This is a genomic window from Catellatospora tritici (genome assembly GCF_019083965.1).
GTDB classification, from domain to species: Bacteria; Actinomycetota; Actinomycetes; order Mycobacteriales; family Micromonosporaceae; genus Catellatospora; species Catellatospora tritici.
In genome coordinates this window covers 1-21,404 of the sequence record NZ_JAHRCY010000036.1, presented here as the reverse complement: position 1 = coordinate 21,404, position 21,404 = coordinate 1, and the positions used below count along the sequence as shown (strand labels likewise).

The following is a 21,404-nucleotide window of genomic DNA, read 5'->3' as shown; positions in this document are numbered from 1 at the left end:
GGTGAAGTCCTGGTTGGTAAGCGTGGTGGCCCTGGTGGCGGCGGCGTTGGCCAGGTTTGGGCCGGACTGGGTTGCGGCGTTGCGTGCCCGCCAGCGGGCTTATCGCCGAGTCATGCATCTGTCGCCATTTGGGGCTGTCTGCCGCTCAAACCCGGTAGCCTGGTAGGCGAACCGCACTTCGGAAACTTCAGCCCTGTCGCTGCTGACCCGTCATCCGAAGGAGTGATCATGGCACCCGTGCTGAACCCGCCGCACCTGAACAGCGCCCAGGCAATCGCTGGCCCGACACCTCCCAACCTAATGGACGTACTCGTCTCATTCGACGATCATTCGGAGGGCGAAAGCGGCTACGAGATCATCGCCAACTGGATCGGTGGCGCCAGCTTTACGCAGCTTCCACCCGTTCCCGGCAGCACAGCGACGAAGGTGCGCGGAGTGATACCGAACATGGTGCCGCTGAGGGAGTACCGCGTCACGGTGCGCTCCTGGGCGTACCAGCCCGGTGGCTTCGGCGTCGATTATTCTCCGAAGTCGAATGAGCGGGTTCTAAAGATGCCCGTGAGGGTCTGGCCCCACCTCCGCAGCGACGGCGAGGTGGTTAGGACGGCGCAATACCTCTTGCGCCACCACGGCGCCGACATAGTGGTGGACGGCGTGTACGGGGCACAAACAAAGTTTGCGGTGAGGGATTTCAACAATGCCCATGGTGAAGGGAATTTCATCGTCCTCTTCGCGTCCACCTGGGAGAAGCTGATTGTGCCGGTGCAGCAGGGCAGCCAGGGTGACCCCGTAAGCGCCGTGCAGAGCCAACTGGCCTCGCGGGGGATGGACGTCGTCGTGGACGGCGACTTCGGCTCCCAGACCGAAGCAGCGGTGAAAACGTTCCAGTTGCAAGTCTGGTCGGCGACTGGGGCCCAGACCGGCATCGTGGACGCTGAGACGTGGTCCGCGCTGGTCAACGGCCAGCCACTGCCAGGATAGCGCCGCAGCGCCCAGGCCAGTACTCCGCTTTAGCAAGTACGGCCGCAGCACGTGTCGAGGCACGATGCGAAAGGTCGCATCGTGCCTCGGAACCCGGTTAGCGGTATACGTCGCGCCGATGCGCCACCCTCATGACGGTCACTGTCTGCGTCGGGTCGTCGATCTCGTACACGATCCGGTACTCGCTGACCCGCACGCGCCAGTCGTTGCCGCCGCCGCCAAGGCCGACTGCCGACATCCCAGCGGGCGGTCACGAAGACCAGTCAGGGGCGACCCAGCCGAAGAACGTCGGGCAGAGGTCACGAAGACCGCCGAGGGCAACGGCATTGAACTGGATTACCGTCACCTCGGCCGGCCTTCGTACCCGTCTATCACCCGGACGTTGGAGAGTGGCACCGCTGGCAGCCGGATCAGCCGCACCAACAACGGGTCCACGGCGATCATCACTGGTCCTCGACCTGGCATTAGGCGTCCGTGCGGCCCGGTGCGGGCCCAGGCGGTAATCACTCAGTGGCTCTATCCGGGTTGGGGGGGCGTGTCATCGCTGTGAACGGCTCGTGGCCCCCGCGGCGCGTGCGCCGACGAAGGCGAGCCAGTCGCGCTTGGCGTGGTGCGTCCATCTGATCGCAGCCGTGATACTGATCCCGAGGATCTTGCTCAGTACCGGCGCGGGCAGCTCCTCTGCCAGACTGACCAGCGCGGAGTTGCGCGCACGGCGAATCCGAATTCCGTTCTGGCGCAGTCTTTCGCACAGGGCGGCTGCTGAGAGGGGCCGACCCGCCAGGCGACCGGGAAACAGCCACGGTGTGCCGGGCACGGCACGCCCGACCAGCGATGAAGTGCGCGCTGCGGACGCGGCTTGCGCGATGAGGGCGGCAACGGCGGGCGGCAGCTGTGTGTGATGTTCCTTTACCTGCAGGAAGTGCTCGCCACTGCGGGTGGTGACGTTGTCGGTGGTGAGGGTCGCGATGAACGTCACCGGCAAGCCGTAGATGAGCAGCAACGATGCGGCCGCCCGGACGTCGACGGAGATCGTCGCGTCGTGGAGGACGCGGTCGAGCAGTGCCCACCTCTGGTCTTCGGTCATGGACAAGTCGGGGCCAGACGGCGCGATCGCGGCGACGGACAGCTTCTCGGCCAGTCCTCGGCGGTTGGCCCAGGTGAGGAAGTCGCCGAGAAGTCGCCGGTTGAGGCCGCCACCCTCAATCCACGTGTCCACGTGTGCCTGACGAGCCCGCTCAAGTGTGAGGTCGCTCGTGTCGAGCCAGCGCAGGAACGTGAGAGCCGTGGAGACCTTGAGGCGGGCGTTGCGGGCGCTGGCGGCGGTGAACCGGGTCCGGTCCGCGCGCTGCCTGGCACGCCTCAGCACCGACCAGTTGCCATAGGCGCGCAACACCTGCCGGTGATGCGCGGGTGCGATGGCCAATGTCCGGCTCAGCCAGGGGGCCAGCTGCTCGAGTTGCTCGTTGCGGCGAGGCAGGACACCGGCGTGGACGAGCATCTCACGCAGTGCGGCAGCGGCGCACTGCTGAGTTGCGGTGTCCAGGGCCTCATGCGTGACGGCGGAACCGGATCGCACCAGGTCACGTAGCAGCGCCGCGCTGCCGTCACCACGCTCGACCCATGCCAGCACCGAACGCGGCCGATGCGCTGCGGCAAGCGCCGCCAGCAGCGGCGTGAGCTCCACCGGAACAGATCCCTCGGGCCCGCGGAACTGGTCTTCCACCTTTGATCGCGCGACGCACCGGACGCATTCGCCATGGCGGTATCGTTCCTCGGCTTCGCCGCACGTACGACACGTGTAGTCGATCGCGCTACCGGCGCACGGTCCGCACACGTCGCGGCCGCGGGAGTCGCTCGCGACCAGCACACGGACGTTGCCGCACGAAGGGCAAGGCGACGGGTTGGCGCGAGCGTGGCGGTAACAGTGACGGCAGACCCCGCCGATGGGCCACCGGGCGGCGGGCGGGCAGTTTCTGCCGCACCGGGCACATGGCGCTGCCCGCCTCGGCCGGCACGACACGCATAGCGGCCGCGCAGTGGCCGCGAAGGCACAAGGTCGAAATCGCCCGCATCCAGCGCACTCCACCACGGGTTGCAGATTGCAGCGCCGACACAGGTCCGGGCCGCCGTCGCGACCACGCACGGAGATCCGGCGCGTCTGGCCGCAGCGACCGCAACGGCGCGGCTGCCGACCGCCGCGCTCGTAGCAGGGCGGGCACAACGGCCCGTCCGGCCCGCGCCGTGCAGCCTTGTCGACCCGCCCACAAGCAGCGCAGGTGTGGACCGGCTTGCCATGGCAGGTGCTGCACAGCGGCGACCCATCCGTAGCCGACCGTTGACCCGCCGGACTCGACCGCATCGCGAACACCGCTCGTGCCGACGCGGATCGCGGTCACGGCAAGGATGGCAAAGCGGACCCTCCGGCTCGATCGCGGCTACCGGCCGGGTCAGCTCGCACCGCGCGCACGGGCGGGCCCGTGCCTTGGCCGCGCAGCTCTGGCACGCCCGGCTCGACCACGTTCGTGACGGTGCCGAACTCGGTGCTCAGCACCGACGCGGGCGTCGTGCGGGTCACCGCCCCGGGCCGCAAGGAGTGCGAAGGCACCGGCGACTCGCCCGGCGACGGCCTGCCGCTGACCTCCGTACACCCGAACTTCACCCTCACCAACCTGCGCCCGTCCGGCTTCGAGCCCCGGGTGACCGGCATGGACTGGCTCGCCGACAGCCGTCTGGTCATCTGCACCTGGGGCGGCACCAACGACTCCGGCACCTCCCAGGCCGGTGAGGTCTGGATCCTGGGCAACACCGGCGGCAACACCAGCCCGGGCGCGGTCACGACCAAGCGGATCGGCAGCAACCTCAAGGAGCCGATGGGCCTGAAGATCGTCGACGGCGTGGTCTACGTGTCGGAGAAGATGCGACTGACCCGGCTGGTCGACACCAACGGCGACGAGGTCGCCGACCAGTACCAGCAGGTCGCGACCTGGCCCTACGGCGGCACGTTCCACGAGTTCGCGTTCGGCCTGCTCTACGCCGACGGGTACTTCTACATCAACCTGTCGGTCGGCATCGACTACGGCGGCGCCACCACGAACCCCCGCAGCCGGTCGCCAACCGCGGCACCACCATCAAAATCAACAAGGACACCGGCGCGTGGACGTACGTCGCCGGCGGCCTGCGGACCCCGCACGGCATCGGGTGGGGCCCGGAGAACGGCATCTTCGTCACCGACAACCAGGGCGGCTGGCTGCCCGCCTCGAAACTGGTGCACATCAAGCAGGGCCGTTTCTTCAACCACTACCTCAACCCGGCCGGCCCGTTCGAGAGCGCCCCGGTCACCCAACCCGTGATCTGGCTGCCGCAGAACGAGATCGGCAACTCGCCCAGCACTCCGATGTACATGACCAGCGGCCTCTACGCCGGCCAGTTCGTCATCGGCGATGTCACCTACGGCGGCCTGCAGCGCGCCGCGGTCGAGAAGGTCAACGGCGAGTACCAGGGCGCCCTGTTCCGGATGACGCAGGGCCTGGAAGGCGGCGTGTCCGAGGTCAACGTCGGCCCGGACGGCGCGATCTACGTCGGCGGCATCGGCGGCGGCGGCAACTGGGGCCAGACCGGCAAGCTGAACTTCGGCCTGCAGAAGCTCACGCCCAACGGTGGCAACGCCTTCGACATGCTGTCGATGAAGGCCCTGCCCAACGGGTTCGAGATCGAGTACACCCAGCCGGTGTCGGCGGCGACCGCCACCGCGCTGGCCACGAAGTACCGGGTCAAGCAGTGGCGCTACGTCCCGACCGCCGCCTACGGCGGTCCGAAGATCGACGAGGAGACCCTGACCGTGGCGTCGGCGACCCTGTCCGCCGACGGCAAGAAGGTCACCCTGGTGATCAACGGGCTCAGGGCCGGCCGGGTGGTGCACATCCGCTCGCCGAAGCCGTTCGCGTCCAGCAACGGCCAGTCGCTGTGGAGCACCGAGGTCTGGTACACCCTCAACGTCATCCCGGGCCAGGGCCCGTCGAGCAACCTGGCACTGAACAAGCCCGCCACGGCCGACAGCTCCTGCGCCGCCTCGGAGGGGCCGGCGCAGGCGGTCAACGGCAGCGTCTCGGGCGGCAACTCCGACAAGTGGTGCTCGCTCGGCGCGACCAAGTGGCTGCAGGTCGACCTCGGCTCGACGCAGAGCGTCAACCGGTTCGTCGTCCAGCACGCCGGCACGGGTGGGGAAGAGGTCGGGTTCAACACCCGCGACTTCAACATCCAGACGTCCACCAACGGGACGAGCTGGACCACCGCGGTGACCGTCACCGCGAACACGGCCGGCACCACCACCCACAACATCACCGCGACGCAGGCCAGATACCTCCGGTTGAACGTCACCAGCGGCGCCACCACCGGCAACGGCGCGGCCCGCATCTACGAGTTCGAGGCATACGGCCCGACCGCACCGCCGACGGGCAACCTGGCCGTGGGCAAACCGGCGACCGCGGACAGCTCCTGCGCCGCGGCCGAGGGCCCGGCGCAGGCGGTCAACGGCAGCGTCTCGGGTGGCAACGGCGACAAGTGGTGCTCGCTGGGCGCCACCAAGTGGCTGCAGGTCGACCTCGGCACCGCGCAGACGGTCAGCCAGCTGGTCGTCCGGCACGCCGGCGCCGGCGGCGAGAACACCGCCTGGAACACCCGCGACTTCAACCTCCAGTTGTCCACCAACGGCACCAGCTGGACCACGGTCGCGACCGTCACCGCCAACACGGCCAGCGTCACCACGCACAACTTCACCGCGACCTCGGCCCGGTACATCCGGCTCAACGTCACCACGCCGACCAGCGACGGCAACGGCGCGGCCCGCATCTACGAGTTCGAGGCGTACGCAAGCTCCACGCCGCCGGCCCGGATCGTGCTGTTCGACGGCACGAACATGAACAACTTCCAGCACTCCAACGGCACCCCGGTCACCTGGCCGCTGGGCAACGGCGGTGTCGAGGTCCTCGGCGGCGACATCAAGTCCAAGCAGGCGTTCGGTGACTTCAAACTGCACGCCGAGTTCTGGCTGCCGCTGCTGCCCGGGGACGTGACCGGTCAGCAACGCGCCAACAGCGGCATCTACCTGCAGGACCGCTACGAACTCCAGGTGCTGGACTCGTTCGGGGACACGACCCTGGCCAACAACGAGTGCGGCGCGATCTACGAGAAAATCGCACCGTCGGTCAACGCGGCCACCGCCCCACAGACGTGGCAGACCTACGACGTCACGTTCCGAGCCGCCCGGTTCAACAGCTCCAATGTGAAGACCGAGAACGCTCGTGTCACCGTCGTCTGGAACGGCGTCACCGTCATCAACAACGCGGAGATCAACGGCCCGACCGGCAACGGCGCCGCTGAGACCGCGGCGCCCGGACCGCTGCGGTTCCAGGACCACGGCGACCCGGGCGCGAACCTGTACTACCGCAACATCTGGGTGGAGCCGGTGGTCTGACCTCGGCTGACCTGAGGAAGCCGGTCCGGATCCGTATCCGGGCCGGCTTTCTCGACCAATGATGCCGACACCGGACGCGCAGTCCCGTCTCAGCCGTTGCGCAGCAACGCGTCGGCGACTGCGGGTGCGGATGTACCCACACCGCTGGTGAACCCGGCGGTTCGCTGGAGTGAGGTGAGACACCCCTCTGGTACAAGTAGGAGAGTCGTGTCGGAACTTCGGGTCCAGCTCAGGAGACGCTCGTGCCGCAAGCACAGCCCAACGACCACGTCCGCAGCGTGAATGGGGCCGGCGCCCGCGCCACGGTGGGCCGCCGAGTCTTCATCAGCAGCGCGTCTGGTGCGCTGGCGCCGTACCGGCAGGCCGCCGTGGACGTCTGCCATCGGATCGGGATGACCCCGGTGCACATGGAGGAATTCGACCCGCAGCGCCCCACCCCGTTTGAGGTCTGCCGCGAGCGGTTGGGCACCTGTCACGTGTTCGTACTGCTGCTGGCCCACCGATATGGCTCTCGCCCGCCGGGCCAGCCGCTGTCCTACACAGAGCTGGAGTACGAGTGGGCCACGGCGCGGACCGATCTGCCGCTGCTGCCCTTCCTGGTGGATCCGAACTTCGCCTGGCCGCCGCCCGACGTCGACCACGGTTCCGACGCCGAGGCATTGGCACAGTTCCGTGCCCGGGTGTCCCGACAACATGTGGTCAGGCGCTTCGCCGAGGTGGCGAAGTTCCGCGAGGACCTGCTCCTCGCACTACGACCATACGAGCAGGCCGCAGGCGCAGCCGACGAGCATGAGGCGGCCGCCGTCTCACTACCGGCACCGCCGGCGTTCCATGCGGTGCCACCCTACGTGGGCAGCGCGCCGTTCACCGGGCGCGGCACCCATCTGGCCAGGTTGGACGACTGGGGCGGCTCCGCTGACCCGGTGCTGGTCGTCGAAGCGATCGGTGGAACCGGCAAGAGCGCACTCACCTGGGAGTGGGCGTCCAACCGGGCCGGCGGCGCCATCGACGATCTGGCCGGCCGCCTGTGGTGGAGCTTCTACGAGGGATCCGCGTCGATGGGCCGCTTCCTGCGCGAAGTCCTCGCGTACACAACCGGCGCACCGCTCGCCGACATCCGGCGGCTGCCACGTGCCGACCTGGCAGCACAGGCAGTGGCCGCGCTGCGGGCCCGGCCGTATCTGCTGGTGCTGGACGGCTTCGAGCGCCTGCTCCGCGCCTATCACCGCCTCGACCCGTCCAAGGTGCGCGACGACGAGGCGGACACGACGAAGCGTTCGATGATCGACACGCAGGCCGAGGACCTGCTCCGTAACCTCACCGCGGTCGGCCCCTCCAAAATCCTCATCAGTACCCGGCTGATGCCCGACGCGCTGACTCGCTTCGGGCGGCCGATACCCGGCGTGCGGCACATCCAACTGCCCGGCCTCACCGAGGCGGACACCGCCACGTTGCTGGGACGCCTCGGCGTACGGGGCAGCCGCGCCGCGCTGAGCGGCTTCTTCCGCCGACTCGACAACCACCCGCTGCTGATCGGCATCGTGGCCGGGTTGGTACGCGACTACCGGCCCGAGCCGGGCGGGTTCGACCGGTGGCTAGGCGACACCACCGCCGGCGGCGCGCTGGGCCTGCCTGACCTGGACCTGACCCAGCGCCGCACGCACATCCTCGCCGCGGCCCTGGCCGACCTGGCCCCCGGGAGTAAGCGTCTGCTGGACTGGCTCTCGGTGCTGGCGGGTTCGGTTGAATGGACCACTCTGGAAGCGATCAACCCGTTCCGGCCGGCACCGCCCCAGCGGACGGTGCCAGACCTCGACGCGCTCGGCTCGCCGTCCGATCCGTTCGAATTCCGCTCGCCCTCTCCCGGCGACGGTGTTCAGGGCGCCGACTCTGAGACTGAGAACTACGACGCCGGGGCAGATCGGTGGGTCCAGTGGCACGCAGCGCGGGACCGCATGGTCGCCGCTGCGGAGCGCGAGTACGAGCAGCGGCTGGCCGCATGGAAGCCGACCGAGCCGGGCCGCGCGAGAGCTCAACTCGACCAGGCGCTCAAAGATCTCGAGGAACGCGGCCTGCTGTGGTGGGACCGGGCCGCGAACTCCTACGACATGCACCCGATCATCCGCGCCTACGTGCACGACCGGCTGGACAAGTCCGATCGGGTGCAGGCCAACACCGCCGTCCGAGACCACTTTCAGGCGCTTCCGCCCGAGGACCCGAGCCGTGCAACCAGCGTCGAGGATCTGCGACACACCATCACGATCTTCCGGGCGCTGGTAGGCGCCGGCCTGCTAGCCGAGGCCGACAGCCTGTGGCGGTCGGGGATCGGCAAGGCCCTGCTGGTCGAGTTGGGCGCCTATCCGACAGTGATCGAGCTGCTGACACCACTCGCCGCAGACGGAACTTGGTTTGTCCGCGGCGACCTCACCCTCGCGTATCACCTCCATGGGCGCCTCGACGAAGCGATCAGGCAGGAGACAGCGATCCTGGCAGACGCTCTTCGTGACGAACACACCATCGAAGTCGGCGTGAGTCTGCAGCGATGTGCGGTCGGGCTGGACCTGGCCGGGAGATGGCTGCTCTCGGAGCGCCTACTCGACCTGAGGGCCGAACTTACGGCAGCTACGGGTGGGGATCCCGAGCGGGACGCGGTCCTGATCCTGTCCCGGAGCACGATTGATGGCAGGCGCGGGCGGACGAACGAGGCATACGCACTCCTGAACGCTGCCGCGCGGCTCATCCCTCCGACGAACTCTCCTTGGTTCACAGACGGGCTTCACGCGAATCGACTTCGGTTGGCACAGTTTGACGGCACGCTGACCAGCGAGCAGCTCACGCGAGTCGATCAAGAGATTCACTCGTCCTCTTATCGAATCGCCCTCACCATGATCCGGTGCCGTTTCGAGATCCAGCGCGGGGACTTCGCCGCAGCGCTGGTAATCGCTGACCAGGGCGAGCGCCTGGCCCGCAACTCCGGCCAGGACACGGTGCCTGCCTTGCAAGCTTTCCTGCTGACCAAGCTCGGCCGGCCGGCCGAGGCGGCGGCGGCTATCGAGGAGTCGCTGCTGCGGCTGCCCCGGCTGCCAGCCTCCAGCCGACCACACCATCACCTCGCCCAGGCTCTTCAAGCGCTCGGGCGACATGACGAAGCCGTACACCATGCCCATGAGGCGTACCGGCAGGCCTGGCACGACGGCCCGCCCCACCACGACCACTGGGCGCTGCGTGATGCCCGCGAACTGTTGGCCGACCTCGGCGAGAGTCCACCGGACCTTCCGGTGACCGATCCGGCCACAGTGAAGGCGCCGCTGGAGGACGAGGTCCGCACATTCATCGCCAAGGCGCGCGTCGAACGTCTTTCAGGCGACCCGGAGGAGGCCGTGTAGGCGGCTGGCTAGCCGAGGAACGGGATGCCGGTGATGTCCGTCAGGTCGTGTACGACCGGCCGGTCATTCCAGATGAGCGGCAGCAGGTAGAGAAGCAGGCCGGTACCCCCGAGGAGGATGACCGTCAGCGCGGGCCGGCCCGGCAGCACGCCGTTGAAGAAGCCCGGCACGACGAGGACCGCCACCACTGTGGCCACCAGCAGGAACGCGAGCAGGGTCACAGCGGCGACCCAGCTCCAGGCCGCCGCGACGCCAAGGACCTCCATGCCCCGGCGCGACAGCGGGAAGGCCCAGATGAGGATCACGAACAGCGAGGCGAAGGAGGCGGAGTTCTCGCCGACACCCTTGGGCTCCTCGCGCACCGCGCGTAGGATCGCCGCGAAGACGGAGCTGGCGACGATCCAGACGATGATGTACGGGATGAGCCACTTCAGGTCCACCACCAGTGCCCACTTGTCACGTGCGGGCATCGGGTAGCCGAACATGAAGACGAGCAGCGCCAGCAGCACGGGGACGAAGCGGCGCCGGTTCCACGCGTTGGCGCGCCGGAATCTGCGGTACCGTTCCGCGTCCGGCAGATGACCGTCCTCGGTCATGACGTACGCGTGGCCCACGTAGGTGCCGTACCCGAACATGGCGACCATGACCACCAGGTGGGTGACGGTGACGACCCGCGCCCACGCCGATGCGATGTGCAGGAACTGGTAGCCGTGCCACATGTGCCCGGCACCGCTGATGATCAATGTCAGCATGAGTGCGAACCCGCCGGCGGATCCGAGAGTCTCCGACACTTTGTCGCCGGCAAGCCGGTACATCACCAGAAATCCCGCGGTCAGCAGGCCGAGGATGGTGAACAGCATCCATTGTGGCGGCGTCACGGATTGAGCCTCGACAATGGCGCATTTCCTGTCAAGGGTCGAGGGTCAGGCCGCGATGGCGGCGAGCCGGCTCGTGGCTCGCTGCTCGTCGGGGCGGCTGATGCCGTACATGTCGGCGACCGCACGGGCCGCCGTGACCGTGTCGCCCTCGTGCAGCGAGACGCGCACCCGCGAGGCGGCATAGTCTCACCAGGCCTTCACGTCGAGCGGAGGTGGCGACCAGCCGGCTCGCGATGCGTCAGACGCCGATACGCGGTATCGCCGGCCGCGCGCAGTGAGGACTCCTCGGCGGCGGGCAACGGCTGCCCGCTGGCTGCGTCGGCCAGGCGGTCGCCGCCAGGGCGTCGGCAGCGGGTCCTCACCGATCGCGCGGAGCGCCCGCACGACCACGCCGCCCGCGCCGAGCTCCACCGCGCGTCGGACACTGTTGGTGTTTCCCGGCGTCAGCAGACCGGAGGCGACGATTCCCGGACCGCGTCTGTGGAAAAGGTCCGATGGATGCTTGTGCCCTCATCGGTGATATCCGTGCCATAGACATGGATAGATACCGCCAGCTCGGGACCGTGGTTGGCCACTTTGTGGATATCGCCGGCCGGCGGCACCAGTACCGAGACGCTGCCCTTGGCGTGCACCTCCCTGTGGTCCACCGAAAGCCACTCGTCGCCGTCCTGGTCATGGAGTGCGTAGGTCGTCTGCTCCTCCACGCCCTGCAGCACTCCGACGACGCACCATGCCTTGTGGTTGTGGATCGGTGTCTCCTGGCCCGGCAGCCAGACAAGGGATACCACCGAATAGAGCCCTTGCGGGTGCACATGGACGAGATGCTGCCGGTATCCGCTCTCGCATGACTCCCGAAACCTCGGATCGAGGGAGTCGGGAGAGGCGAGCAGGTCCGGGATCACCTGGGCGACCGCGGCGGCCCGTGTGTGGCAGTCAGGGTGCGACGCGACGATCTGATCGATCTTCTCCAGGGCGGTTGTCAATGAGTGGTCACTCAACGTTGATGCTCCACAGCGTCCGGGGGTTGACGATCGCAGTGCCGTCGGCAGCCACGCTTGCGCCCACAACATGACACCGCCCGTGACCGAATCTCTCATTGTCCAGGAGAACAATGTCGTCGCTTCGAGAATGTTGCGACGCGAACCACGGATCATTGGCGATGGAGACCATTCCACTCCGCGAAATGGTTTCCGTATGGGCACTCCGATGCCCGATTGGGCCGGTCACAGATCTTAGCAATAAGGGCCACCCCAGCAAAGCCCCATGGTGAACTTAATCACTTGCGGCATGAGCCTGAATGATGCATCAGTGCATGATTTGGGCTGGTGGCAGCAGCCGACGAGAGGACGCCGCCCGTCCTTGGCGCCCTGGCCCCGCAGGGTGCGAATCGACCTAATACAATCAGGTCCAGCGCGCATGACGTGGTCGGTATCGACAACGAGCCTCCACCGGATCCGGGGCGATTCATGCGCGGCATTCCCGGAGAGGACCTGGACCGCTGATCGAGGACATCCTGCCCGCCGCCGTGGTCGCCATCGAGGCATTCGGCTACGACGGCCCCGAACACGCGCCGCCGTTTCCCGAGGAGGAGGCGCTCGTGGTCCGCGCGGTGCCCAAGCGCCGGCGGGAGTTTGCCGTCGTCCGGTCCTGTGCGCGACGTGCCATGGCGAAGCTCGGTGTCCCGGCGCAGCCGGTACTCAACGGCGAACGCGGCGCACCGCGTTGGCCGACCGGCTTGGTCGGCAGCATGACCCACTGCGATGGCTACTGCGCCGCCGCACTGGTCCGCGACAGCGACCTCGCCTCGCTGGGCATCGACGCCGAACCGGACGAGCCGTTGCCCACCGGGGTGCTCGAAGCGATGGCTCTGCCCGGCGAGGCGACTCGCCTCGCCCGCCTGGCTCGGGAGCGTCCGGATGTCAACTGGGATCGTCTGTTGTTCAGCGCCAAGGAGTCCGTATACAAAGCATGGTTTCCGCTCACCGGACGATGGCTGGACTTCGCAGAGGCTGACATCGAGATATCCGCGAACCCGGGCGATCCGCGAACGGGCTCCTTGCGTGCTTCTCTGCTCGTTCCCGGTCCCCTGGTCGGTGGCCGGCGACTGAGCCACTTCGAGGGCCGGTGGACGGCCCGCAACGAGCTGGTCGCCACGGTGGTGACGGTGCCCAACCCCTGATCCAACCCGGGCACCTGGCAGCGGTGCCCGGCCGAGAAGCGGTCTACGCCATCGCGGGAACCGCACGGGGCGGGCGGCCCCCTGCGATTGCCCGCGATGGCTTCGCTGAACTCTCACCGGGGCTTGTCCAGGTACAAGCGGACGTGTCCCGGGGCGGAGCGGGTGTGACTCATGCGGTCTCCGCCGACCGGGCCTGTCGACTCGGGACGCCCACCTTCATACCGAGCAGTTCGAGGTCGCCGAGCAGCTCGATGAGGCCCGCCCGGTCGTCCTGGCCGCGGCGCATGGTGGTGAGGACGGTCGCGGCGGCGCCGGACTCCTCGACGCTCTGCCACAGGGCCGGGGCGAGCACCGGGTGGGCGCTGACCTCGACCAGCACGTCATGGTCGGCCAGCAGCGCGGCGGTCGAGTCGGCCAGCAGGACGGGCTGGCGCAGATTCTGCGCGAAGTACCCGGCGTTGACCTGCCGCCAGTCGAGCAGTTGCCCCGTCACCGAGGAGATCATCGGGATGCGGCCGGGCCGGGGGGTGAGCTCGCCGATGGCCCGTTCGAGGTCTTCCATGATCGGATCGATCGCCGCGCTGTGGGCCGGCAGGTCGACCCGGACCATCGCGCAGAGCACGTCCTCGGCCTGGAGCTTCGCGACGATGGCCTCCAACTCGGACCGGTCACCGGACAGCACGGTGGTCCGCGGCCCGTTCCTCGCGGCGATGGACACGCTCCCCATTCGCCCGCGCAGGTGCTCCGAGAGGTCGGTGGCCGAGAGCTCCGCCACGGCCATGCCGCTGTTCGGGCCGGCCACGCGGCGCTGCTGGTCGCTGTAGTGGTGGACCAGCCGAACCGCGTCCGGTATGTCGAGGATACCGGCGATGACGCAGGAGGCGATCTCGCCGATGCTGTGGCCCGCGACGGCGCCCGGTCGGACGCCTGCCTCCTCCAGCCAGCGGGCGATGCCCACCTGGATGGCGAAGATGATGGGCTGCATGACGCCGACGTCGCCCGTGCGGGCTTCGGGTTCGTCGAGGAAGAGCTCGTGGACGAGTGACCAGCCCGTGTGCCGGGCCAGTTCGCTGTCGCACTCCTCGAGGGTCGCGCGGAAGACGGGTTCGGTGCGGAAAAGCGTCCTGCCCATGCCGACCCACTGCTGGCCGTAGGGGGAGCAGACGAAGGCGACCCGGCGCCCGTCCGCGGCGACGAGCGCCGGTTCGACGCACGGGCGTTGGGCCGGCTCGAGCACGGGCGCCTGGTCGAGTTCGCTCAGTCGCCGGCCCGGGGCGGCGGCCACGGCGTCGAGCAGGTCGCCGAACTCCTGCGCGAGCCGCTCGGCCTCGTCGGGGGCGAACAGGTCGAGGGCGTAGGTGAGGCTGCCGTCGATGCCGTCCGGTGCTCGGCCGTCGGTGAAGCGTTCGAACAACTCGAAGCGGAGGTCGAAGCGGGTGATCCCCTCCTCCACCGGCTCGGGCCGGACCACGAGGCCGGGGAGCCGGAACTCGGCGCTCGCGTTGTTCTGGAACGCGAGCATCACCTGGATGAGTGGGTGCCAGGCGGGGGAGCGCGGCGGATTGAGGGTTTGGACGAGGTGGTCGAACGGCACGTCCTGGTGGGCGAAAGCCGCCAGGTCCGTGGTGCGCACCCGGAACAGCAGCTCCCGGAAGGTCGGGTCGTTGTCGGTCCTGGTGCGCAGCACCAGCGTGTTGACGAAGAACCCGATCAGGTCGTCGAGGCCCTCGTCGGAGCGCCCGGCGGTGGGGATGCCGATGGCGATGTCGGTGCCGGCTCCGCGCCTGGTGAGCAGGGCCGCGAGGGCGGCCTGCACGACCATGAACACGCTGGTGCCGGTCTCCCGCGCGAGCTGGTGCAGCGCCCGGTGGGTCGCCTGCGGGACCTGGACGGTGGCTCGGCCGCCCCGGTGCGAGGGGGTGTCCGGGCGCGGGGCCGCCACGTCGATCCGCAGCCGGTCCGGCATCCCTGCCAGTTCTCCGCGCCAGAAGGACAACTGGCGGTTGACCAGGCTGTTCGGGTCGTCCGGATCGCCCAGTAGCTCATCCTGCCAGAGCGTGTAATCGACGTACTGGACCGGGAGTTCGGGCCATGCCGCTTGCTCGCCGAGGCGGCGCGCGGCGTAGGCGAGGGCCAGATCGCCGGTCAAGGGCAGCAGTGACCAGCCGTCGCAGGCGATGTGATGGATCGTCAGGAGCAGCACGTGTTCGTCCGGAGCCAGTCGGAACAGCTGGGCCCGCAGCGCCGTCTCGGCGGTGAGGTCGAAGGCGTAACCGGCCGCCGCGCTCAGCATCTTGGGCAGGTCGGCTTCGGTGACGCTGTCGACCGGCAGTTCGACCGGAGCTTCGTCCGGGTCCAGGACGATCTGCTGTGGCCGGCCGTCCCAGTCGGGGTAGGCGGTACGCAAGCTCTCGTGCCGGGCGACCAGGTCGTCGAGGGCGAGCTGAAGTGCCGGAAGGTCGAGGTCGCCGCGCAGCCGGTAGGCCATGGGCATGTTGTAGTGCCCGGCCGCGCCGTGCAGTCGGTTCAGGAACCAGAGACGCCGCTGGGTCTGCGAGAGCGGAATCTCCGTTGGGCGGTCCAGGCGACGCAGCGGTGGACGCCGGCCGCTGGTGCCCTGCTCCAGGTGTGCGGCGAGTTGGGCAACGGTCGGGGCCTCGAAGATCGTCCGAACCGGTATGTCGACGTCCAGCGCGGCCCGGATGCGGCCGGCGAGCCGGGTGGCCAGGAGGGAGTGGCCACCCAGCTCGAAGAAGGAGTCGTCGATGGTGATCTGGCCCAGCCCGAGCACCTGGGCGAACACCGCGCAGAGGATCTCCTCCTGTTGATCTCGCGGGTCGCGGCCCTTCCTCTCGCCCACGGTCAGCTCCCGCTGACGGCGGTGCGGACCTGGGCCGGCCACGCCGCGGTGTCGAGGCCGTACTGGCAGAGGAAGGCGTAGACGAGCCGCTCCAGGCCGAAGCCGACGCAGCCGCTCCGGGTGGGGCCGTCGGTGCCGTGGTCGATACCGAAGACCTTGCCGAACAGGTCGTCATGGAAGTTGAAGGATCCGACGGCGATCGTCCGCTCGGGTGCGACGTGCAGCCGCAGCTCGTACTTGAGCCCCATCAGCCGCTGCGACCAGATTCGCTCGGTGGTGTCCGTGCCGCAGAAGAACGGATCGTTGCCCACCTCGCAGAAGCCGCTCATGCCGAGCTCCTCGATGAAGGCGAAGATCTTCCGCATGTAGCGCTCACGGGAGTTCAGCACGTCTTCCCGGGAGCCCATGAAGACGATCTCCCGGATGGTGAAGTCCCACAGCCGCTCCAGGCTGGTGGCGTACGCCGCCTCGAAGCGGAACGACTTGCCGCGCGAGGTGACCACGTGCAGCTGGTCCGCCTCCAGGGTGCGCTGCCGGTACTGGTTGAAGGTGTGGTAGCACATCGTGGGTGGCAGGCAGTAGTCCACGTTGCCGCACGAGTCCAGCACCTGGGGGTCGATGCCGGTGACGGCCTGCTGCTCCTGGAAGGCGCGGTAGACGTCGAGGTCGTTGCGCAGCCGGGTGACGAACATCAGGTGCTGCGGGAACGACTTGAAGTAGCCCGCCGTCTCCAGCGCCTTCGTTTTGATCAAGGTCGGGTACTGGTACTCCCGGACCTCGTGGTCCTCGGCCAGCAGGTCGCAGACGGCCCGGTCGAAGTAGGCGAACAGGGAGATCAGCGGCTCGCCGAGGGCGACCTGGCCCTCGCCCACCTCGGTCACCGCACCGGTCCGGGCGAGGAGTTCGAAGATGTCCTGGTGCGGGGTGCGCTGGTGTGGCGAGGTCCAGACGGCCTTGGCCGGGGTCACCCACTGCCTCCGCACGTCGTTGTCGACCATGTAGTTCACCTTGGCCGTCATGGCGTCGTGGGGGAGCGGGTGCTCGGAGCGCAGCGTCACGGTGCGTACCTCGCCGCCGTCCACAGTCACCTCGAAACCTGTGATCTCGGGCGACACGAAGAAGAGTCGGCGCTCTATCTCGGCGGCCAGCGCCTCGGGGATCGGGCTGTGCAGGTCGATCCGGGTGAGGACATCGTTCAGGTGCGTCATGGTGGGTTGCTTCCTCGCCGATGGGGATTGGTCCGTGGGAGAACGGGCCAGCGCGTGGCGGCATCGCCGCCGCGCGCCCGTGGGTGGAACTAGGCTGCCGTCGCCGTCCGCGACGTGACCAGGCGGACGAGGCCGTCCACCGTGCGGAAGTTGTCGAAGTCCATGTCTGCCGGGCCGAGGGTCAGGGCGAACTCCTTCTCCACGAAGATCGCGAGCTGCATGGCGAAGAGGGAGTTGACGTAGCCGAGGGCAAAGAAGTCGTCGCTGTCGGCAAGCGGCTGTCCGGCCAGCTGCGGGGCGAGGAACTCACGGATCCGGGCGCGGGCGTCGTCGTTGGTCATTTCTGGTTTCTCCTTGGGTGGTTGGGGTTGTCGGGGGGATCAGTAGGTGTAGAAGCCCTGGCCGGTCTTACGGCCCAGCAGCCGGGCGTCGACCATCTTCTGGAGCAGCGGGGCCGGGCGGTACTTGCTGTCCTTGTAGCTCTCGTACATGACCGTGATCGAGTTCAGGATCGTGTCGAGGCCGATCAGGTCACCGGTTTCCAGGGGCCCCATCTTGTGGCCGAAGCAGCCACGGAACATCTTGTCGACGTCCTCGGCCGAGGCGATCTGGTCCTGGACGCAGAAGATGGCCTCATTGATGGTCACCATGAGCACCCGGTTGGTGATGAAGCCAGGGGCATCCTGGACGACAATGCCTTCCTTGCCCAGCTCCGTCAGCAGGCCGATCGCGGTGTTCAGAGTATCTTCGCTGGTGAAGTGGCCACTGACCACCTCGACGGTGTCCATCATCGGGACGGGGTTCATGAAGTGCAGGCCGAGGATCTCGGCCGGGCGCCCGGTGACCGAGCCGACCCGGGTGATCGGCACTGCCGAGGTGTTCACGCCGAAGATCACACCTGGGCGGCAGATGGCGTCGATCTGCTCGTAGACCTTGCGCTTGACATCCCAGTTCTCGGTGACGTTCTCCACCACGAAGTCAGCGTCGGCCAGCGCGGCCAGATCGGTGCCCATGGTGATCCGGGCGAGCACGGTCGCGGGGTCCTCCTTCGCCGGCTTGCCGAGCAGCATCGGCTGGACCAGCACGTCACGGCCGATCTGGGCCGCCGCGCTGTCGAGTTGGGCCGGTGAGATGTCGACGAGGATCACCTCGAATCCGGCCTCCGCGAAGGACTGCGCGACACCACGGCCGATCGTCCCTGCGCCGATCACGCCTACGGTACGAATGCTCACAATTACCACCTTTGTGGGATAGAGGGGGAGTTGGCTGGCATGGTCAGCCCTGGGCGTTCCTGGTGTCCAGATGTTCGGCGAGTTCCGCGATCGTGACGTAGCGGAACAGGTCGACCATCGAGACCCGGATGTTCATGATTTTCTGGATGCTCTGGGCGATCCGGAGTGCCGCCAGCGAATCCACCCCGAGCGCGAACGAGCTGTCGTGCACGTTGAGTTCGGCGAGGTCCAGCTCCCGGGCCCAGATGCGGGCCAGGGCGCGTTCGGTGTCGCTGAACTCGCCGCCCTCGTTGCCGAAGAGCTTTGGGCCGTCGCCGGACGGCGCGGTCTCCGCCGTCGTGGCCGACCCGGTGTAACTGCTGCGGGCAGCGGCGATGGCCTGCTGGATCGGGGCGGCCAGCAGCAGCGGTGCGCGGCGTAGCAGCTCCGTGAGCCCGGTGGACCCGCCCAGCTTCGGGTAGTTGATCTCGCCGACGACCACGGGCGTGCAGGCCGAGGTGAGGATCTCCTCGAAGCTGCTGAGACCGTCCTCGACCGACACCGACCGGAAGAAGCCCTGATCATGCTGGACCCCATGGTCGAACGCCATACCGGTGTCCAGCCAGTCGCTCCAGTCGACCGTCACGGTCCACCGGCCGCGCGCGCCGCGCTGCTCGGCGAAGTGGTCCAGGTAGCTGTTGGCGGCTGTGTAGTCGCCCTGCCCGGCCGCACCGAAGATGGCCACCGTGGAACCGAAATTGACCATGCACTCCGGCGGGTCGTCCTGCGTGACGAGGTCGAGCACGGTGGCGCCGAGCACCTTGGGGTTCAGCGTACGGCGGAAGGTCTCCGGGTCCTTGCGGAACAGGAAGCCGTCCCCGGCCACCCCGGCCGCGTGGACGATGCAGCCGATCGCCCCCAGCTCATCGCGGATCTTGGCGACGACGCTCTCCATCGCCGCCAGGTCCGTGACATCGCCGGAGTAGCTGCGCACCTCGGCGCCGTTGTCGGCCAGTTCACGCAGCGCCTCGATCTGCCTGCGCAGCTTGACCTCGGTGACCGCGTCCCACTGCTCGCGTGGAGGCAGTTCGGTGCGGTTGACCAGGGCCAGTCGCGCCCCCGGCACCGATCGGCTCAGGTGGCGGGCGACCGCCAGGCCGAGCCCGCCCAGACCACCGGTGATCAGGTACACCCCGTCCGGGCGGACCGGCGTGGACTTCGGCGTCTCACGGAGATGCACCGGTAGGAGCTCCGCGACGTACCGCAGCCCGTCACGCAGCGCGACGGTGGTGGGTGTCCGCGCGCCGAACAGCTCGGCGCAGACGGCCTCGGGGTCGGTGTCCTCGGCGATGTCGAGGCAGAACACGTCGGTGTTCTCGTACTCCTGGCCGATCACCTTCGCGAGGCCGAAAAGCGTCGCGTGGACGGGGGCCGTCTCCTGTTCGGTGCCGGTCACCCGTGCCACCGAGGGCGCGATCACGCTGATCCTGGCCGGGGCCACGCCGCGCTCGGAGAGGCTGCGGGCCAGGTGGAACAGGCTGTGGACGCCGTACGCCAACCGGGCTTCCAGGGCGGCCAGGTCCTGTTGGACGAGGTTGTCGGCGGGGGCCGCGACGTGCACGACCTCGTCCGGAAGCTCGCCGCCCAGGGCGTCCAGCAATCGACCGAAACCCTCGGCGGTGGGCGGCACTTCGTACTGAGCCGGAGCGACCGGCTGCCACTGGGCCGCGAGTGCGGCCTCGGTGACACTGATGCCGTGCGCGCGCAGTGCGGCGCTCAACTCGCCGCTGATGCTGCCCGGTTCACCGATCACCAGAACCCGGGCGGGTGAGGTCTGGCGCCCCTCCGGCTTCGGGGCCCGTACCCACCTGAGGGTGTGGTGACGGGAGTGCGGGCGCAGCTGGGCGACCGTGCGTTTGGCGTCGGTGACGCGCTTGACGGTGAAGCCGCGGATCTCGGCCGCGGTTGCCCCCGACTCGTCGCAGATCAGCACGTCGACCTTGCGGAACTCGGTGTTGTTCGCGTAATCGAGGTGCGGCTGGACGAAGCTCAGCCCCCGAGCCGGCAGCGGGCCGTGCAGAAGCAGCGAGTCGTAGCCGACCGGAAGGAAGAAATCCCGGTCGCCGAGGGCGAGCCGGCGGTCGTCGGCGGTGTCGAGGACGGCGAATCCACTGAAGCCGGTGGCCTGGTCGAGCAGCGTCGGGTGCAGGGCATAGTCCTGGCACTCGGCCCGGTACTGCTCGGGCAGGTCGAGCACGCCGAGGGCGGCCCGGACGCCGACGTGCACGGTCGGCAGGCTGCTCCGCCAGCGGTCGCCGAACTCCATCACCTTGTGCTCGGTCTGCCGCAGGGTGATGTCCACGCTTTCCAACGAGCAGAGTTCACGCAGACGTTCCAGATCCTGCTGCGGCGGGGGTGCGGTGAGCGGCTGAACGCCGACTACGCCCTGGACGTGCATCGTCCAGCGGTCGCCCGCCGGGTCGAGACTGGCGACGGTGAACTCGGCCTGCATGCCGTCGAGTTCACGGATGATCGTGTGTGTGGTGCGCGGGGTGTTCTCCTGTACCAGCAACGGGACCAGGAAGGTGACGTCGCGGAGTTCGGTGACCGGGCGACCGAAGTGGAGCGAGGCGGCGGCGCGGGCCATCTCCAGGTAGGTGGTCCCGGGGACGATCGCCTCTCCGAGCAGCTTGTGCTCGGAAAGCACCCAGTGCAGCTCGAGCGAGAACTCGGTGCGGAAGACGGACTGGCCCATCGTCCGGACCAGGACCTGGTCCAGCAGCGGGTGCGGGCCGGGGGTGTGCTGAACCGCGGCCTGCGGGACCTGGGGCTCCAGCCAGTAGCGCTTGTGTTGGAAGGGGTAGGTGGGTAGGGGGATGCGGCGGCGTTGTTGCTGGCTGTGGTAGCTGGTCCAGTTGGGGGTGGTGGTCCCGGGGACGATCGCCTCTCCGAGCAGCTTGTGCTCGGAAAGCACCCAGTGCAGCTCGAGCGAGAACTCGGTGCGGAAGACGGACTGGCCCATCGTCCGGACCAGGACCTGGTCCAGCAGCGGGTGCGGGCCGGGGGTGTGCTGAACCGCGGCCTGCGGGACCTGGGGCTCCAGCCAGTAGCGCTTGTGTTGGAAGGGGTAGGTGGGTAGGGGGATGCGGCGGCGTTGTTGCTGGCTGTGGTAGCTGGTCCAGTTGGGGGTGGTGCCGGTGAGCCAGAGGGTGGCCAGGGTGCGTT

Annotated in this window: 15 protein-coding genes; 5 read left to right on the top strand and 10 right to left on the bottom strand. The window is 68.4% G+C overall.

Annotated features, from left to right (window positions below):
- Positions 1 to 228 precede the first annotated feature (228 nt).
- On the top strand, positions 229 to 981 hold the full coding sequence (locus KUA19_RS40035) for a peptidoglycan-binding domain-containing protein (RefSeq protein WP_217404899.1): 753 nt from the start codon (positions 229 to 231) through the stop codon (positions 979 to 981).
- A gap of 97 nt (positions 982 to 1,078) precedes the next feature.
- Here the strand turns inward: KUA19_RS40035 and KUA19_RS45165 are convergent, their stop codons facing one another.
- Together KUA19_RS45165 and KUA19_RS40025 are read right to left on the bottom strand one after the other, a co-directional pair.
- Positions 1,079 to 1,219, bottom strand: coding sequence for a type II toxin-antitoxin system RelE family toxin (locus KUA19_RS45165; protein ID WP_217404897.1), 141 nt, complete (start codon positions 1,217 to 1,219; stop codon positions 1,079 to 1,081).
- A 300-nt stretch (positions 1,220 to 1,519) separates the two neighbouring features.
- The gene (locus KUA19_RS40025; protein WP_217404895.1) at positions 1,520 to 2,668 is read right to left on the bottom strand and encodes a hypothetical protein; all 1,149 of its coding nucleotides are present in this window, start codon (positions 2,666 to 2,668) and stop codon (positions 1,520 to 1,522) included.
- 844 nt (positions 2,669 to 3,512) lie between these two features.
- On the opposite strand from KUA19_RS40025, the gene KUA19_RS43600 reads away from it, so the two are divergent.
- The 3 genes from KUA19_RS43600 to KUA19_RS40015 all read left to right on the top strand — a co-directional run bounded on the left by KUA19_RS43600 (position 3,513) and on the right by KUA19_RS40015 (position 9,843).
- Positions 3,513 to 4,334 (top strand): hypothetical protein, encoded by an 822-nt coding sequence (locus KUA19_RS43600; RefSeq protein WP_254550865.1) that lies wholly within the window; start codon positions 3,513 to 3,515, stop codon positions 4,332 to 4,334.
- Entirely contained in the window at positions 4,250 to 6,457 is a 2,208-nt protein-coding gene (locus KUA19_RS43595; RefSeq protein ID WP_308167922.1) for a discoidin domain-containing protein, read from the top strand. Before KUA19_RS43600 ends, KUA19_RS43595 begins: the two co-directional genes overlap by 85 nt.
- 242 nt (positions 6,458 to 6,699) lie before the next feature.
- Positions 6,700 to 9,843: a DUF4062 domain-containing protein gene (locus KUA19_RS40015; RefSeq protein WP_217404893.1), complete on the top strand. Its 3,144-nt coding sequence runs from the start codon at positions 6,700 to 6,702 to the stop codon at positions 9,841 to 9,843.
- A gap of 8 nt (positions 9,844 to 9,851) precedes the next feature.
- Here KUA19_RS40015 and KUA19_RS40010 read toward each other — a convergent pair whose 3' ends face one another.
- From KUA19_RS40010 to KUA19_RS40005, 3 genes are all read right to left on the bottom strand, one after another.
- The gene (locus tag KUA19_RS40010; RefSeq protein ID WP_217404891.1) at positions 9,852 to 10,721 is read right to left on the bottom strand and encodes a hypothetical protein; all 870 of its coding nucleotides are present in this window, start codon (positions 10,719 to 10,721) and stop codon (positions 9,852 to 9,854) included.
- A gap of 45 nt (positions 10,722 to 10,766) precedes the next feature.
- Positions 10,767 to 10,889: a hypothetical protein gene (locus tag KUA19_RS44340; protein WP_302563801.1), complete on the bottom strand. Its 123-nt coding sequence runs from the start codon at positions 10,887 to 10,889 to the stop codon at positions 10,767 to 10,769.
- A gap of 275 nt (positions 10,890 to 11,164) precedes the next feature.
- Positions 11,165 to 11,704: a cysteine dioxygenase family protein gene (locus KUA19_RS40005; protein WP_217404889.1), complete on the bottom strand. Its 540-nt coding sequence runs from the start codon at positions 11,702 to 11,704 to the stop codon at positions 11,165 to 11,167.
- A 542-nt stretch (positions 11,705 to 12,246) separates the two neighbouring features.
- Here KUA19_RS40005 and KUA19_RS40000 point away from each other — a divergent pair.
- Positions 12,247 to 12,900: a 4'-phosphopantetheinyl transferase family protein gene (locus tag KUA19_RS40000; protein WP_308167921.1), complete on the top strand. Its 654-nt coding sequence runs from the start codon at positions 12,247 to 12,249 to the stop codon at positions 12,898 to 12,900.
- A 169-nt stretch (positions 12,901 to 13,069) separates the two neighbouring features.
- Here KUA19_RS40000 and KUA19_RS39995 read toward each other — a convergent pair whose 3' ends face one another.
- The 5 genes from KUA19_RS39995 to KUA19_RS39975 all read right to left on the bottom strand — a co-directional run.
- A complete protein-coding gene (locus tag KUA19_RS39995; protein ID WP_217404887.1) occupies positions 13,070 to 15,760 on the bottom strand; it encodes a condensation domain-containing protein in 2,691 nt (896 codons plus the stop codon).
- Between the two features lie 2 nt (positions 15,761 to 15,762).
- Positions 15,763 to 16,968 carry a class-II aminoacyl-tRNA synthetase family protein gene (locus tag KUA19_RS39990; RefSeq protein WP_217404885.1) on the bottom strand — a complete coding sequence of 402 codons (1,206 nt, stop codon included), beginning with the start codon at positions 16,966 to 16,968 and terminating at the stop codon, positions 15,763 to 15,765.
- Positions 16,969 to 17,057: 89 nt separating this feature from the next.
- Positions 17,058 to 17,309: an acyl carrier protein gene (locus tag KUA19_RS39985; protein ID WP_217404884.1), complete on the bottom strand. Its 252-nt coding sequence runs from the start codon at positions 17,307 to 17,309 to the stop codon at positions 17,058 to 17,060.
- A 39-nt stretch (positions 17,310 to 17,348) separates the two neighbouring features.
- The gene (locus KUA19_RS44850; protein ID WP_217404882.1) at positions 17,349 to 18,200 is read right to left on the bottom strand and encodes a 3-hydroxyacyl-CoA dehydrogenase family protein; all 852 of its coding nucleotides are present in this window, start codon (positions 18,198 to 18,200) and stop codon (positions 17,349 to 17,351) included.
- 43 nt (positions 18,201 to 18,243) lie between these two features.
- Positions 18,244 to 21,404 (bottom strand): SDR family NAD(P)-dependent oxidoreductase (locus tag KUA19_RS39975; RefSeq protein ID WP_217404880.1); only part of this gene is annotated, 3,161 nt, incomplete at its 5' end.

Coding starts and splice junctions, on each gene's coding strand:
- KUA19_RS40035 (WP_217404899.1), top strand. CDS start 229: ATGGCACCCGTGCTGAACCCGCCGCACCTGAACAGCGCCCAGGCAATC.
- KUA19_RS45165 (WP_217404897.1), bottom strand. CDS start 1,219: ATGTCGGCAGTCGGCCTTGGCGGCGGCGGCAACGACTGGCGCGTGCGG.
- KUA19_RS39990 (WP_217404885.1), bottom strand. CDS start 16,968: ATGACGCACCTGAACGATGTCCTCACCCGGATCGACCTGCACAGCCCG.
- KUA19_RS39985 (WP_217404884.1), bottom strand. CDS start 17,309: ATGACCAACGACGACGCCCGCGCCCGGATCCGTGAGTTCCTCGCCCCG.